11 protein-coding genes and 1 pseudogene are annotated in these 14,627 nt (G+C 47.6%); 7 read left to right on the forward strand and 5 right to left on the reverse strand.

Features of this window, described 5'->3' with window-relative positions:
- Positions 1-15: 15 nt before the first annotated feature.
- From A9236_RS08825 to fabI, 4 genes are read right to left on the reverse strand one after another with little or no spacing between them, the layout of a single operon-like run.
- The gene (locus tag A9236_RS08825) at positions 16-1,392 is read right to left on the reverse strand and encodes an MmgE/PrpD family protein (RefSeq protein WP_071465007.1); all 1,377 of its coding nucleotides are present in this window, start codon (positions 1,390-1,392) and stop codon (positions 16-18) included.
- 40 nt (positions 1,393-1,432) lie between these two features.
- Entirely contained in the window at positions 1,433-2,317 is an 885-nt protein-coding gene (locus A9236_RS08830; RefSeq protein ID WP_071465008.1) for a MaoC family dehydratase N-terminal domain-containing protein, read from the reverse strand.
- Between the two features lie 36 nt (positions 2,318-2,353).
- Positions 2,354-3,682: a chromate efflux transporter gene (gene chrA, locus A9236_RS08835; RefSeq protein ID WP_071465009.1), complete on the reverse strand. Its 1,329-nt coding sequence runs from the start codon at positions 3,680-3,682 to the stop codon at positions 2,354-2,356.
- A complete protein-coding gene (gene fabI / locus A9236_RS08840; protein ID WP_071467848.1) occupies positions 3,679-4,488 on the reverse strand; it encodes an enoyl-ACP reductase FabI in 810 nt (269 codons plus the stop codon). Before fabI ends, chrA begins: the two co-directional genes overlap by 4 nt.
- Before the next feature lie 27 nt (positions 4,489-4,515).
- Between fabI and A9236_RS08845 the strand changes: the two genes are divergently transcribed.
- From A9236_RS08845 to A9236_RS08865, 5 genes and pseudogenes are all read left to right on the forward strand, one after another.
- On the forward strand, positions 4,516-6,384 hold the full coding sequence (locus A9236_RS08845; RefSeq protein ID WP_071465011.1) for an extracellular solute-binding protein: 1,869 nt from the start codon (positions 4,516-4,518) through the stop codon (positions 6,382-6,384).
- Between the two features lie 11 nt (positions 6,385-6,395).
- A complete protein-coding gene (locus A9236_RS08850) occupies positions 6,396-7,460 on the forward strand; it encodes a microcin C ABC transporter permease YejB (RefSeq protein ID WP_201721753.1) in 1,065 nt (354 codons plus the stop codon).
- Positions 7,457-8,483: pseudogene (locus A9236_RS08855) on the forward strand (ABC transporter permease). The gene A9236_RS08850 and the pseudogene A9236_RS08855 overlap by 4 nt, the downstream one beginning before the upstream one ends.
- Positions 8,480-10,117, forward strand: a complete 1,638-nt coding sequence (locus A9236_RS08860) for an ABC transporter ATP-binding protein (protein ID WP_071465014.1) — start codon at positions 8,480-8,482, stop codon at positions 10,115-10,117. The pseudogene A9236_RS08855 and the gene A9236_RS08860 overlap by 4 nt, the downstream one beginning before the upstream one ends.
- 137 nt (positions 10,118-10,254) lie before the next feature.
- Entirely contained in the window at positions 10,255-10,917 is a 663-nt protein-coding gene (locus A9236_RS08865; RefSeq protein WP_071465015.1) for a C40 family peptidase, read from the forward strand.
- Positions 10,918-10,940: 23 nt separating this feature from the next.
- Here the strand turns inward: A9236_RS08865 and A9236_RS08870 are convergent, their stop codons facing one another.
- On the reverse strand, positions 10,941-11,843 hold the full coding sequence (locus A9236_RS08870; protein WP_071465016.1) for a patatin-like phospholipase family protein: 903 nt from the start codon (positions 11,841-11,843) through the stop codon (positions 10,941-10,943).
- A 191-nt stretch (positions 11,844-12,034) separates the two neighbouring features.
- On the opposite strand from A9236_RS08870, the gene scpB reads away from it, so the two are divergent.
- On the forward strand, positions 12,035-12,766 hold the full coding sequence (scpB, locus tag A9236_RS08875) for an SMC-Scp complex subunit ScpB (protein ID WP_071465017.1): 732 nt from the start codon (positions 12,035-12,037) through the stop codon (positions 12,764-12,766).
- Positions 12,767-12,772: 6 nt separating this feature from the next.
- The gene (locus A9236_RS08880; RefSeq protein WP_071465018.1) at positions 12,773-14,536 is read left to right on the forward strand and encodes a pseudouridine synthase; all 1,764 of its coding nucleotides are present in this window, start codon (positions 12,773-12,775) and stop codon (positions 14,534-14,536) included.
- The last annotated feature ends 91 nt before the right edge of the window (positions 14,537-14,627 follow it).

Consider the following 14,627-nt stretch of genomic DNA (forward strand, 5'->3'; position numbering starts at 1 on the left):
TCTATGGTTGCTAAATTATTGACTGGGAAGCAAAGAGCCAATCTTGGCTTGTTTGCGAATATTCCACAAGAGATCAATGGCTGTTTGCATCTGAGCAGGGCTTGCGCCGCCGCTAAACGCTGCTAAGCGTAACGCTTTGTCGGTAATTTCTGCTCGAGAAAGGGTGTTGCCAGGATCACCTTTGGGTTCGTCAATACGACCCTCCAATACTTGCCCATTCAGTAAATGAACTTTGACTTTGCCTATCCAGCGTTGTGGGTAGGCGCCGTCTACTTCTGGGTCAAGCATCATGGTGACGCGATCTCTAAATAGGCAAATGGCATCGTCATGGAAATGCTGATCAAACTCTTGCAAGCCAGCAAATTGGTAGTGCGCAATTAAGGCAAGTACGGTGCCCATAGAGAACTTCGATTGGTGGACGGTTGCTGGATCAGTCACCGGACCCAAGACATCAATTGCACCTTGGTGAACGAGGGTTTCTACTTTGGCAATATCACTCGGCTGTAGCTTATGTGTGAGCATGACTTGTAAAAGCGCATCGGCAGCAGGGTGCGTATGACGGCAAGACGCATGGTATTTAAAGCTGGTTTCTGCCAAAGTCCAGCGAGTCCCAAGGCGATCAATTAATTTGCTTGGATCAGCATCGCTTGACATACCGGCTGCTAAACCTTGCTTACCCTCTAAGATATGCTGTGCACCAGTAAAGCCTGCTTGCGCAATGTAAGCAGACATGAGACCAGTCGAAGCTGCGTGGGCTGTATGCAACTGTTTGGAATCTGCAGCATCTCGTAAGAATTCCCAAAGGCCTGCTGATTGAGTGCCTGCAGAGCCAAAGGCATGCAACATTTGCTCTGGATTAAGCTTGAGTAGGCGGCCTACGGCTGCAGCTGCTGCAATAGTGCCTGCAGTACCGGTAGTATGAAATACCTTGTAATGCGAGCGACCTAAAAACTCACCAACACGAATACCTACTTCATAGCCAGCTACTGCTGCAACGATCAAATCCTCCCCGGAGGCAGCAATTGCTTGCGCACAGGCCAGAGCCGGTGGAAATACAACTGTGGCAGGATGAAAAACTGAGCCGTTATGAACATCATCTTGTTCGGCAACATGTGAGGCTGCCGCATTTGCCATGGCCGCTAAAAATGGACTTGATGTTTTGCGTGAAATCAGAATTTCTGAAGGGCCTGTATGACCTAGATCAAAGCCACCCATGTTTTGCGCAAACTGGGTAATCGTTTCAACAGGGCGAGAACCTTTGCCGGCAATAGCCGATCCAAACCAGTCGACCAAAAGATCTTCGGCGCGGCTAATTACATCATCTGGAATATCAGTGATTTTTAGTTTGGCTGCAAAACTCGCAAGCTCGCGAGAAAAATGTTCAGTAGTCATATAGTGTGTTGTCTCGAATCTGATTGATAGACTTTTTACTTTAGGCCAAAACTGCTGTGGCTTGCATCGTGAGCCAACCCTCATGATCTTGCGCCCAAATCGCAATTGTTTTACCGGATGGATCTTTATCTAAATCAGGCTTAGCGCTTACTTTGAAAATATTGATATCAAATGTCGGGCGAATTGCGCGGAACTCAAAGCTCTTGAGCTTGCAACCAGGAATACTCTGACGCACTAGGTCAACCAAGAGGGTTGCAATCAATGGGCCATGCACAATCAGACCTGGATAGCCTTCTACTTCGGTAACATATTGGCGGTCGTAATGAATGCGATGACCATTAAACGTGAGGGCAGAGTAACGGAACAATAAAACATCATCAGGTGTAATTATTTTGCTCCACTTGGCATCATTTGGTGCTGGTGTAGGTGCCACTGGCTTGTCATCGGGGCCGGGCGCATCGCGATACACGATGTCATGCTCTTCAATAATGGCCAAACCTTTTTGGTTAGAGATTTCATGTTTAACCAAAACAAATATCAAATCACCGGTACGACCTGCTTTGTGAGTAACTGATTCAATTTTGGAAATGCGCTTGATCTCATCGCCTACAGAGAGCGGCTCCAACCATTGCACACGACTTCCGGCCCACATGCGACGAGGTAGGGGTACTGGGGGTAAGAAGCCACCACGCTTAGGATGACCATCTGGGCCAATCTCAGACTGACGTGCATGCGGTAAGAAATACAGCCAGTGCCATAACTCAGGAAGAAAGCTGCCTTTGCTAGGTTCTGGATCTGGACGATCTAATGTGGCAGATAGGGCGCGCACAGGGGCGGCCGTAACAGTATCTGAAAGTAACTCTGTTTTGCCGAGCCACTCTTGAAGATGGGTGATGGTTTGAGGTTCGATTCGCATAACTTCCATTATGCCAATCTTGAGAAAAATACTTAGCCTATTAAATTACGTAATCAACGCGCTAGAAAAGTAGACCAGAAGACCGGCCAAAGCACAGCCACCGAGAACCGTCATTACCCCTTTTTGGAATTTCAATAGCGCCAAAGCAGCTAATGCGCAAATCAGGATCGAGATCCAGGAAATAGAGCCGCCCAAGCCATGGGGTAAAAAGACGTGATACGCAAAAAAGAGACCTAGATTGACAATCACGCCAACTACTGCAGCAGTAATGGCAGTCAGGGGTGCCGTGAAGCTAATCTTGCCATGAGTCGACTCCACTAAAGGGCCGCCCACCAAGATAAAAAAGAAGGATGGCAAAAAGGTAAACCAAGTGGCTACAACAGCGCCCAATGCACCAAACCAAAATGGATTGCTATTGCCGATGAGATGCTGAATATGGCCAGCTAAATAACCCACAAAAGCAACTACCATGATGAGTGGGCCGGGAGTAGTTTCGCCAAGTGCTAAACCATCCATCATTTGATTGGCACTTAACCAATGGAAGTGATCTACTGCACCTTGATATACGTAAGGCAGAACAGCGTAAGCTCCACCAAAGGTGAGAAAGGCTGCCTTAGTAAAGAACCAGGCAATTTCTGGATAGAGTGTCTTCCAGCCAAAAATGAGAATCAAGATTGCAATAGGTAGAAGCCAACAGCCAAAGGCAATAGCGCTATGCAACACTGTTTTCTGTAGCTGGAATTGCGCGTGGACTGGAGTAGGGGTGTCATCATCAATGATGGCAGCGCCATAACGCTTGTCTTCCTTGCTTTCATGAGTGCTCGATTGCTGGAAATAATCTGGGTAATGTTTACTGCCCCAGTAACCAATTGCTGCAGCAATGATGACAATAATGGGGAAAGATAAATTCAGAATAAAGATTGCCAAGAATGAGCCTAAGGCAATCCACTTCAATGCTTGGTTATGAATGGTGCGCTTACCAATGCGAACCGCTGCGTGCAACACAATAGCGGTAACTGCTGGCTTAATGCCAAAGAAAATAGCGGCAATCCACGGCACCTGTCCAAAAGTGAGATACACCCAGGAGAGCGCAATTAAAATAAAGAGTGAGGGCAATACAAAGAGTGTGCCAGCCAGAATGCCGCCCCAACTGCGATGCATTAGCCAACCGATATAAGTAACCAGCTGCTGCGCTTCTGGTCCCGGTAAAAGCATGCAGTAGTTGAGCGCATGTAAAAAGCGCCGCTCAGAAATCCAGCGACGCTTCTCGACTAGCTCTTGATGCAGAACGGCGATTTGTCCAGCGGGACCACCAAAACTAATAAAGCCTAGCTTTGCCCAAAACTTGAGAGCTTCGGAAAGGCTTACGCTCAAACTTCTTCCATTCCGCCAACGACCTGGCTAAAGCCGTTATCTACATAAATAATTTCAGCAGTGATACCGTTTGCTAAATCCGACATTAAGAATGCAGCAGTATTGCCAACATCATCAATCGTGACGTTGCGGCGCATTGGCGCAGTTTGTTCAACGGCTTCCAAAATTTTGCTGAAACCTTTGATGCCAGATGCAGCCAGCGTTTTAATGGGACCAGCAGAAATACCATTCGCACGAATACCCTTAGGGCCTACTGATCCAGCTAGGTAACGTACAGAAGCTTCTAGAGAAGCCTTGGCTAAACCCATGGTGTTGTAGTTGGGAACATTCTTCATGGACCCAAGATAGGTCAAAGTTAAAAGGGAGGATTTATCACGCAACATTGGTAAAGCCTCTTTTGCCATAGCGGGGAAGCTATAGGCAGAAATGTCATGAGCAATTTTGAAGCCTTCACGCGAGAGACCTTCTAAAAAGTCACCTGCAATCGCTTCGCGTGGGGCAAAGCCAATGGCATGAACAAAACCGTCAAATTGAGGCCAAGATTTGGCTAAATCCTTAAATAGTGCAGAAATTTGCTCATCGCTACCGACATCGCAGTCAAAAATGAGTTCTGAATTGAATTCTTTTGAAAAATCGACGATGCGGTCTTTAAAGCGCTCGCCTACATAAGTAAAGGCAAGCTCAGCGCCCTCACGGTGGCAGGCTTTGGCGATGCCATAAGCGATTGAGCGGTTGGAGAGGAGGCCGGTAATGAGGATTTTTTTTGCCGGAGAGAAAGCCCATGTTGTGTCCTTTGCTTCAAATATGATTTGCTATCTACAATTGTTGCATATATGCCAGCCCAAACCCCTTTTCGCCAAATTACCCGTTTCTTGCTGCTAGCCCTTCTGGCAGGGCTTTGGGGTAACTTTGCGTTGGCAGGACAGGGTATCGCTCAATATGGCAAGCCAAAATATCCAGAGGGCTTTGCCTATTTTGACTACGTTAACCCCAATGCTCCCAAGGGCGGCACTCTGACTTTGCCTAATCCAGGTCAACGCAATAGCTTTGATAAGTTCAACCCCTTTACTTTGCGAGGGGTATCCGCGCCAGGCATCGAACTCATGTTTGAGTCATTAGCCGAGGGAAGTGCGGATGAAACCTCCAGTGTTTACGGTTTACTTGCTGAAGATATTGAAGTGGCAAAAGATCACAAGTCAGTGACTTTTCGAATTCGGCCTGAAGCCAAGTTTTCTGATGGCAGCCCGGTTTTAGCTGCCGACGTTAAATACAGTTTTGATGTGCTCATGAGTGGGCAGGCGCACCCTCGCTATAAAACAACTTTTGCCGACATCACTTCAGCAGTAATTCTTTCTGATCGCGTAGTGCGCTTTGACTTTAAGAGCAATAATTCCGAGCTTCCTATTCTTGCTGGAACGTTACCTATCTTTTCTCGTAACTGGGGCAAGAAAGCCGATGGCACGATAATTCCTTTTGACAAATTGGCATTCGAAACTCCCCTTGGGAGTGGCCCCTATCTGATTGAGTCATTCAAGGCTGGTAAGTCAATTGTGTACAAGAAAAATCCTCAATATTGGGCAGATCATTTAAGTAAGCCGCTCAATATTCGGGTGGGTTTTTACAACTTTGATAGGGTGCTCTATAAACTCTACAGCGACGACGCCGTTCGTCTTGAGGCGTTTAAAGCCGGAGAGTTTGATGCTTTAGTGGAGTACCGCGCCAAGATTTGGGCCAAGGGATACGTTGGATCGAAGTTTGATAACGGTACGCTATTAAAAAAGGCTTTTATTAATCATAATGGCGCAGGCATGCAAGGCTTTGCTATGAATGTCCGTAAGCCGATCTTTCAGGATGCGCGCGTACGTCAAGCATTGGGATTGGCATTGGATTTTGAATGGCTTAATCGTCAAATATTTTTCGATCAATATAGCCGTATCAATAGTTACTTTACCAACAGTGATTTAAGTGCCAACTTTGATGGCCCAAGCAAGCCAACGGAAGGGGAGCTGAAGTTACTCAAACCACTCAAGGCGAAATATCCCCAATGGGTGCCTGATGCCGTGTTTGGTCCGATGCCACCCGCACCTTCAACTAAGTCGCCGGGAAGTCTGCGTCAAAATTTACGCCAGGCGCGTGAGCTACTGATGCATGCAGGTTGGCAATATCGTGATGGCGCATTGCGCAATGAAAAGGGTGAGTCATTTCGGTTTGAGATGGTCGAAGATGGTGGTTTCTTTTTGAGAGTCATTTCTGCTTACATGCGTAATCTTGAAAAATTGGGCATCCAAGTAGACGTTCGTACTAGTGACTTTGCGTTACATCAAAAGCGCATGAATGAGTATGACTTTGATATGACCACAGTGAGGTTTCAAGATTCTCAGAATCCAGGCAGTGAGTTATGGGATCGCTATGGCAGTCAGGCAGCAAAAGAAAAAGGATCTGATAACGTAATCGGTATTCAATCTCCTGTAGTGGATGCTTTGGTAGGAGAGATTACGAGAGCACAAAACCGTGAACAATTACGTACCGCCGCTAGAGCATTGGATCGAGTGTTGTGGAATAGTTACTACGTTGTGCCGCAGTGGTACAACCCAACGCACCGTGTAGCTTTCCGTAAAGAGATGCGATATCCAGAGCCTCCTTTGTACTATCAAGCAGAACCGTGGATTATGCAGAACTGGTGGAAAGAAGAGTCTCAATAATGCAAGGACAAATGCGCACCTACATCTTCAAGCGTTTATTGCTGATGATCCCAACGCTCTTGGGCGTGCTGACTTTGACTTTTGCAGTTGTGCAGTTTGTGCCTGGCGGGCCTGTTGAACAAATGGTGCTCGAGCTCAAGGGCAAGGGCAATGCTGCTGTAGGGGGTTCAGAGTCTTCGGGGTCAGGCTCAACTTATCGCGGACGACAAGGTGTCGATGCGCAGCGCTTGGAGGAAGTAAAGGCCTTATACGGTTTCGATAAGCCACCGCTTGAGCGTTACTTCATGATGCTGGGTCGTTTTGCTCGATTTGATTTGGGCGAGAGCTACTACCAGCACGAAAGCGTTTGGCGCTTAGTCGTTTCCAAGTTACCTGTATCGATCAGTATTGGTCTATGGACTTTCTTCATTACTTATTTAGTATCGATTCCTCTTGGTATTGCTAAAGCGGTGCGTGATGGTTCCCGCTTTGATGCCGTGACCAGCACCATGATCTTGGTGGGCTATGCCATCCCGGGATTTGTTCTGGGCGTTCTCTTGCTGGTTATTTTTGGGGGTGGTAGTTTTCTGCAAATATTCCCCCTGCGAGGGCTCACCTCCGATAACTGGAGTGATTTGAGTTTGATCGGCAAGATCATGGACTATTTGTGGCACTTAGTGCTGCCAATCACTGCCTCTGTATTGGGAAGTTTTGCCGTAGTAACGATGCTCACTAAAAATTCTTTCTTAGAAGAGATTCGTAAGCAGTATGTATTAACTGCCAGAGCTAAGGGCCTGACCGAGAAGCAAGTGTTGTGGAAACATGTCTTTCGCAATGCAATGCTGCCACTTGTAACTGGTTTTCCAGCCGCCTTTATTGGAGCCTTCTTTACAGGTTCACTCTTGATCGAAACACTGTTCTCACTTGATGGTCTAGGTTTGCTTTCTTATGAATCAGTCATGCGCCGTGATTATCCAGTGGTCTTTGGCACTCTCTATCTGTTTACTCTGATCGGCTTATTTACTAAGCTCATCTCTGATCTTTGTTATGTCTATGTTGACCCTCGCATTCAGTTTGGCGCAGGAGGCGGATCATGAGCCGTTGGCAGCGCTTTAGAAGCAATCGCAGAGGGTATGCAAGCCTGTGGATATTCGTGATTCTGTTCGGCTTATCGCTCTGTGCTGAATTGATTGCCAATGACAAGCCATTGGTAGTGCGTTATGACGGACATTTCTATTTCCCGATTGTGAGTAATCAGGCGGAGACAGTGTTTGGTGGAGACTTTGCTACGCCAACAGATTTCTTGGATCCGGATATTCGTCACAATATTACGAGCAATGGCAACTGGGCAATCTACCCACCCATTACCTACAGCTACGAGACGCTGAATTATTTCTCCCAAGTTCCCAATCCCGCGCCGCCTTCATGGCAGAACTGGTTGGGCACTGACGATCGAGGGCGCGATGTGCTCTCTCGGCTCATTTATGGTTTCCGCTTATCGATTCTATTTGGATTAGCACTCACGATTGTGGGGGTAAGTGTTGGAATCATCACAGGTTCCTTGATGGGATTTTTTTGGTGGCAAGTTTGATTTGATTTCTCAGCGCCTGATTGAAATTTGGTCCGCAATGCCAGAGCTATATCTACTCATCATCTTTGCTTCGATCTTTAATCCCAGCGTTTCATTGCTGATCATCTTGCTGGCAGCTTTTGGTTGGATGGGTTTGTCGGACTACGTCCGGGCAGAGTTCTTTCGCAACCGCGCCTTGGAATATGTGCGTGCAGCCCGAGCACTTGGTCTGACCAATCTACAAATTATGTGGCGCCATATCTTGCCAAATAGTTTGACTCCTGTGATTACCTTCTTGCCATTCCGTATAAGCGCAGCGATTTTGTCTCTCACCAGCTTAGATTTCTTGGGCTTAGGTGTTCCTCCTGGCACGCCAAGCTTGGGTGAGCTCCTCTCTCAGGGTAAAGGCAATTTAGAGGCTTGGTGGATTTCGCTTTCCACTTTTGTGGTCTTAGTGGCAACCTTACTTTTGCTCACCTTCATGGGTGAGGCACTACGCGATGCATTTGATTCGCGGAAGTCGGGATTCATGAGCGGGGGCCGCTCATGAGTTTGTTGCGCTATGAGAACTTATGTATTTCATTTGGCTCGGGACGTCGCGAGAAATTTGCTGTTAACCATTTGGATCTAGAGATAGGTATTGGTGAGCGGGTAGCTTTGGTAGGGGAGTCGGGCTCAGGTAAGACACTCACTGCACTCGCGCCTTTAAGGCTTGAGCCTGAGGGCGCTAAGGTTTCAGGAAAAATTCTGTGGAATAAAAAAGATGGCAAAGGATCGGTTGATCTCCTTGCCTTGCCCATTGAGGATATTCGTGAGATCCGCGGTCGTGAAATCGCCATGGTGTTTCAGGAGCCGATGACGGCTCTGAATCCTTTATTCACAATTGGTAATCAAATTATTGAAGCAGTACAGATTTACCAGCCGCTCATCTCTAAATCCGATTGCATTGATGCTGCGATAGATTTGCTCAAGAAGACAGGGATTCCCGAGCCCGAGAGACGTTTTCACTCATACCCTCATCAGCTCTCAGGTGGTCAGCGTCAACGTGCAATGATTGCAATGGCTTTGGCTTGCAAACCCCGCCTGCTGATTGCGGATGAACCGACTACGGCTTTGGACGTCAGTTTGCGTTTGCAAATCTTAGATCTGCTTAAAGAGTTGCAGGAAGAATCGAAAGAGCATGGTGGTATGGGAATTTTGTTAATCACCCATGATCTCAATTTAGTAAAGCATTTTGCTCAACGTGTTGCCGTTTTAAATCAAGGTAACTTAATCGAAGCAGGCACAACTAAACAAGTCTTTGAGCATCCATCTGATCCGTACACTCGTGCACTTGTCAATAGCGAGCCGGTCCGAGATCTTGCGCCAGTAATGCCATTGGCGCCGGTGTTATTAAAAACAGAAGAACTCTCAGTTGCATACCCAAGCTCAGAGTCGGTATCGTGGTTTAAAAAAGCGCCGCCACATAAAGTACTAAGAAAGGTCAGTTTTCATTTAAAACAAGGTCAAACCATTGGCGTTATTGGTGAGTCTGGTTCGGGTAAGACCACGCTGGGCATGGCTGTCCTAGGCCTGTTGGGCGACTCAGCAGCGCTAGTGACCGGTGATGTCGATGTGCTCGGTCAAGATTGGCAAACACTCAAGCCTGTAGAGCGACGCGCAATGCGTTCAAGTTTGCAAGTGATTTTTCAGGATCCATTTGGCTCACTCTCGCCACGCATGAATGTCATGCAGATTATTTCTGAGGGTTTAGATGTTCACTATCCAAAACTTTCAGAAGCAGAGCGTGAGTCACGCGTTATCGATATGCTTAAAGAAGTTGGCTTAGATCGTTCAGCCTTAACTCGATATCCCCATGAATTTTCTGGTGGGCAACGGCAGCGTATTGCCATCGCACGCGCGTTGATTTTGCGCCCGCAAATTTTGGTGCTCGATGAACCAACCTCAGCCCTTGACGTGTCTATTCAGAAACAAGTGCTTGCCTTGCTGTCGGAATTGCAGAAGAAATACAATCTGGCCTATCTCATGATTAGCCATGATTTGGCTGTCATTCGGGCAATGTCTCACGAAGTCATGGTCCTGAAAGAAGGCAGGGTGGTTGAGTTTGGTGATACCGAAACCCTCATCAAGCACCCCAAACAGATCTATACCAAAGAGTTATTCGCAGCCGCTGAATTGACTTAATAGGGGCGGTTGGCCTTAGTGTTATGGGCTAATTTGGTGCATTTGCCCCGCATTGAGGCAAAAAAATGTTTATAAACAAAGACTTAAGTCTATCGTGAAGACTTGGTTAATAAGGGGTTCTTTGTTAAACTGGTGAAATGTCATTGAAAAAAGCGCTACTTTCTCAAATCCTGGGCCTAAGCTTGGGTTTGTCGGTCTCAATATCCGCATTTGCTGTAGATGCGGCTGCTGGGTCTGATGCCATCGCCCCATCGGCTGAAGTAGCGGTTCCTAAAGAAAGTATGTTCCAAGCTGGTAGGGCATACATCTCTCGTGTTTCCGACCGCTTGGTAGATACCGTTTCTGGAAAGCCTGAAGAGTTGATTAATCGCGCCATGCAAGTCATTGGCGTGCGTTATCGCTGGGATGCAGAGTTACCGCAGTCTGGTTTGGATGGCAGTAGTTTTGTTGGCTATGTATTTAAAGATAAATTGGGTTTCTTATTGCCACGTAAATCCACTCAGATGAGTCGTGTTGGCAAGCCGATTAACCGCGATGAGTTGCAACCTGGTGATCTCGTGTTCTTTAACACCATGCGATTAACGTTTTCACATGTAGGCATATATGTGGGCGATAACAAGTTTATTCATTCACCATCAAAAGGTACTAGCGTTCGAGTGGATGATCTCAGTAGTTTGTATTGGGATAAACGATTCGATGGTGCTCGTCGTTTAGATGGCAGCGACAACTTGAATGATTCCGAACGCCAAGAGTTATTAGACGAAGTAAAAGAGATTAAGCGTAAGTCACGTAGCCTCTAATCCCTCGCTAAGTACCAAAGCGCTTAGCCTCTCAGCCTCTCCTTAATTAATCCCATTTGTTCTTGGGCAGCGACTTCGCCCGCCAAGATCGCTGCATTTCTGGATTTAAATTCGCCGCTACTCATTTGTTTGAGTTGCGGAGTAATCACAATATCGGCACTCTTGAGTTCGTATTGATTAATGCTTCTTTGCATGATCGAAATGGTTTGCTGGAGCACGCCAAAGGTTCCGCTGGCATCTTGATGAACGGGCTCTGAGGAAATATTGACTGCTATGACTAAGGTTGCGCCCATTTGTCTGGCATAGCTCACCGGTACTGGTGCGACTAAGCCGCCATCAACATATTCTTTGCCACCAATCATGGTCGGCTGGAAGATTCCAGGTACGCTACACGATGCACGCACAGCTTGGCCAGTATTGCCACTGCGAAAGAGGACGCCTTTGCCAGATTGCAATTCAGTAGCAACAATACCTAGGGGAATGCGCATCTGCTCAATCGATTTATTTTGAACTTCACGGTTCACCATATTTTGCAGGGCGTCGCCTTTGATGAGTCCACCAAAGCGTCCAGCAAATGGCAGACCCCAGTCTGCAATCGTAGCCTCGTCTAAATTCAGGGCAAGGCGATTAAGTTCGTTCCCTGTAGCGCCAGAAGCAAGTAGGGCTGCAATCACACTGCCAGCGCTGCTACCAACAACAATATCTGGGCGAATGCCTTGAGCTTCTAAAGCTTTAATTACTCCAATATGGGCAAATCCACGCGCTGCTCCCGCACCAAGGACAAGGCCTACCACTGGCTTTTTGGGTCCCATAAGGCCACATGAGCTTAAGCTGCCTGCGCCCACTATGGCACCCAAGCCCATGCCAATCCCTAATAATTGGCGTCGTGCGATGGAAACAGGGGGTTTTGAGGATTTATTGTGCATATGGCTATTGTATTGAGCCTACCTTATAATAGGTGCACGGTGAACGAAATGGACTTCGTTGCAGCGCGGGCATATCCCCCAACTAGAAATAATGAGATGGATTGCCCGTAGTCGCTAGAAAACACCAAAACCCATTATTGAAATACATTTTTTAAAGCCTCATCAGGAGTATTCCTGATAGCCCGACTTTTATGGACGATCACAACAAGCGCGTTATTGAAACAGCCCTCCTATGTGCGCAGGAGCCACTCACCGTTGCTGACTTGTCTCGTCTCTTCGTTGAAGACGTTACCACTGCTGATATTGATGACGCACTGCTTGAGTTACAGCGAGCTTGGGATGAGAAGGGCATGGAGTTGGTGCATATTGCTACTGGTTGGCGTTTTCAGAGCCGCCTATCTATGCGCGAGTATCTTGATCGCCTTACACCTGAAAAGCCGCCAAAGTATTCACGCGCTGTGATGGAAACCTTGGCGATCATTGCTTATCGTCAACCCGTTACTCGTGGTGAGATTGAGGAAATTCGTGGAGTTGCTGTAAGTAGCAATGTCATGAAGCAATTAGAAGATCGTGGTTGGGTAGAAGTGATTGGTCACAAAGAGACGGTTGGTCGACCTGGTCTATACGCCACTACAAAACAATTTTTAGATGACTTAAGTCTTACCAATCTACAAAGCCTGCCAATCTTAGAGGATGCTGCACCAATGGCTGCAGCTGCACAGTTAGGTCAAGCCGTAATGGAATTTGATCCTAGTGCTACTGTCGAAACGGTAGTCATTGAAGAGACTGAAGAAGTACTTGTGATTGAGACAACTGAAGTCATCACAGAAGAGCTCGGCGAAGAAGTTGAACAAGCTGAAGAAATCGAGCAAACCGAAGAAGCAACCCCTGAGTCTGATGAGCAATCAGACGAAACAAAATAATCATTAATGACAAGCTCTAACGAAAACGATTCATCCCCAGCAGCACCAGCAACGCCTTCTCAAACTGATACAGGCTCTTCACATACAGAAGGCTCTCAGGGGGAAGGTGGCGAGCGTATTCCACGTGAGGACCGTGGTCCCCGTCATCCGCGCCGTGCTGGAACGGGTAAACACCCTTTTAATAAGAAGCGTCCCTTTAACAAGGACAAACCACGTCGTGAGGGTGATTCAAGCAATGGCCCGCGCGAAGGCGGCGGTAATCACTCAGCAAAGTTGGCTCCAAATCCTGCAGACGTTGAGGCATTGTTTGCTTCTGTGGTTTCAGGTGAGTTTGATGCCGCACTGGATGCTCCAGAGGTATTGGAGACAAAGAACCCCGATGGTTTAAATGAAAGTGACATCTCCCATCAGACTGGTGCTGAGCGTCGTGCACAGCGTTCGCGCGAGGACGAAGATCCTGATGCGCCTACCGAAGAAGAGATGAGCAGTTTGCAGTTTGCAAATGTAGATGATTTGCCACTCAGTTTGCGTGATGAGGTTTGGTCTGACCTGGATGGTCTAGACGATGATGCTGATGACGAAGATACCGTTAAGTTGCACAAGGTATTGGCTGACGTTGGCATGGGGTCCCGTCGCGATATGGAAGATTTGATTATTCAAGGTCGCGTATCGGTAAACAGCTTGCCTGCACATATCGGTCAGCGTATCGGGCCAACAGATCAAGTGCGCATTAATGGCAAGCCAGTACATCGCAAGATTCAAACTAAGCCACCACGCGTGATCATGTATCACAAGCCGGCTGGCGAGATCGTGAGTCAATCCGATCCAGAAGGCCGCCCAACCGTTTTTGATCGCTTGCCCAAGCCACGTCAAGGGCGCTGGATTGCAGTCGGGCGTCTAGACTTTAATACTGAAGGTTTGTTGTTGTTCACTACTTCAGGTGAATTAGCTAACCGCCTAATGCATCCACGTTATGGTGTCGAGCGTGAATATGCAGTACGCATCTTGGGTGAGCTGAGTCAGGACAACACAGCACTATTAAAGAGCGGTATCACGCTCGATGATGGCCAAGCGAAATTCTTACGCCTAGCGATGGGCGGTGGTGATGGTGCCAACCGTTGGTATCACGTTGCATTAACGGAAGGTCGTAACCGCGAAGTACGTCGTATGTTTGAAGCAGTTGGTCATACGGTATCTCGCTTAATCCGAACTCGTTATGGCATTTTCCTGTTGCCTCCACGCTTAAGGCGGGGTAAATGGGAGGAGATTGAAGCCGGCGGTATTTATAACTTGATGAAGTCTGCAGGCTTAAAAATGCCGCAACCGCAAGATAAAGGGCGCAATCCTAACGCTGGTAGACAAGGTCGCAACCCAGAGGGTGCCGATTTCCAGCCTGATCCAATGCAAACCTCAGTTTCTTATTGGGGTTCACGGGACGCTTTAACTCTGGCGAGTGGCCATAATGGCCTTACTCACCAAGGTAGGGGCGGCAAGCCTGGCGGCGGTGGATCTGGCGAAGGGCGCGGACCTTTCCGAGGCCGTACGCAAGGCGGCAGGCCAGGTCAAGGTGGCGGGCAGGGCGGACAAGGCGGTCAGGGTGGTCAAGGCCAAAACCGCAATAAAGGTAAAAAAGTACACCATGGGCAGTCTGCATTTGTGACTGCAAACCCTCAAAGTCCTGGAAATGGACCTAAACGGGGTGCACCAAAAGGGCGGAAACCTTTCAATAAAGGCCCTAGAAAGCCCCGAAATCCTGGCGAAAGCTTCTGATTTCTATCGGTTTTCTCTAAAAATCGGCTATAATTTTGGTCTTGCAGCACAAACATGCTGCAAGTGTTGTTACCGACTGATGTTGCGATCA

This window comes from Polynucleobacter sp. QLW-P1DATA-2 (assembly GCF_001870365.1).
In the GTDB taxonomy this organism is placed as follows: Bacteria; Pseudomonadota; Gammaproteobacteria; order Burkholderiales; family Burkholderiaceae; genus Polynucleobacter.

Coding starts and splice junctions, on each gene's coding strand:
- A9236_RS08825 (WP_071465007.1), bottom strand. CDS start 1,392: ATGACTACTGAACATTTTTCTCGCGAGCTTGCGAGTTTTGCAGCCAAA.
- A9236_RS08830 (WP_071465008.1), bottom strand. CDS start 2,317: ATGGAAGTTATGCGAATCGAACCTCAAACCATCACCCATCTTCAAGAG.
- A9236_RS08845 (WP_071465011.1), top strand. CDS start 4,516: ATGCCAGCCCAAACCCCTTTTCGCCAAATTACCCGTTTCTTGCTGCTA.
- A9236_RS08850 (WP_201721753.1), top strand. CDS start 6,396: ATGCGCACCTACATCTTCAAGCGTTTATTGCTGATGATCCCAACGCTC.
- A9236_RS08860 (WP_071465014.1), top strand. CDS start 8,480: ATGAGTTTGTTGCGCTATGAGAACTTATGTATTTCATTTGGCTCGGGA.
- A9236_RS08865 (WP_071465015.1), top strand. CDS start 10,255: ATGTCATTGAAAAAAGCGCTACTTTCTCAAATCCTGGGCCTAAGCTTG.
- A9236_RS08870 (WP_071465016.1), bottom strand. CDS start 11,843: ATGCACAATAAATCCTCAAAACCCCCTGTTTCCATCGCACGACGCCAA.
- scpB (WP_071465017.1), top strand. CDS start 12,035: ATGGACGATCACAACAAGCGCGTTATTGAAACAGCCCTCCTATGTGCG.
- A9236_RS08880 (WP_071465018.1), top strand. CDS start 12,773: ATGACAAGCTCTAACGAAAACGATTCATCCCCAGCAGCACCAGCAACG.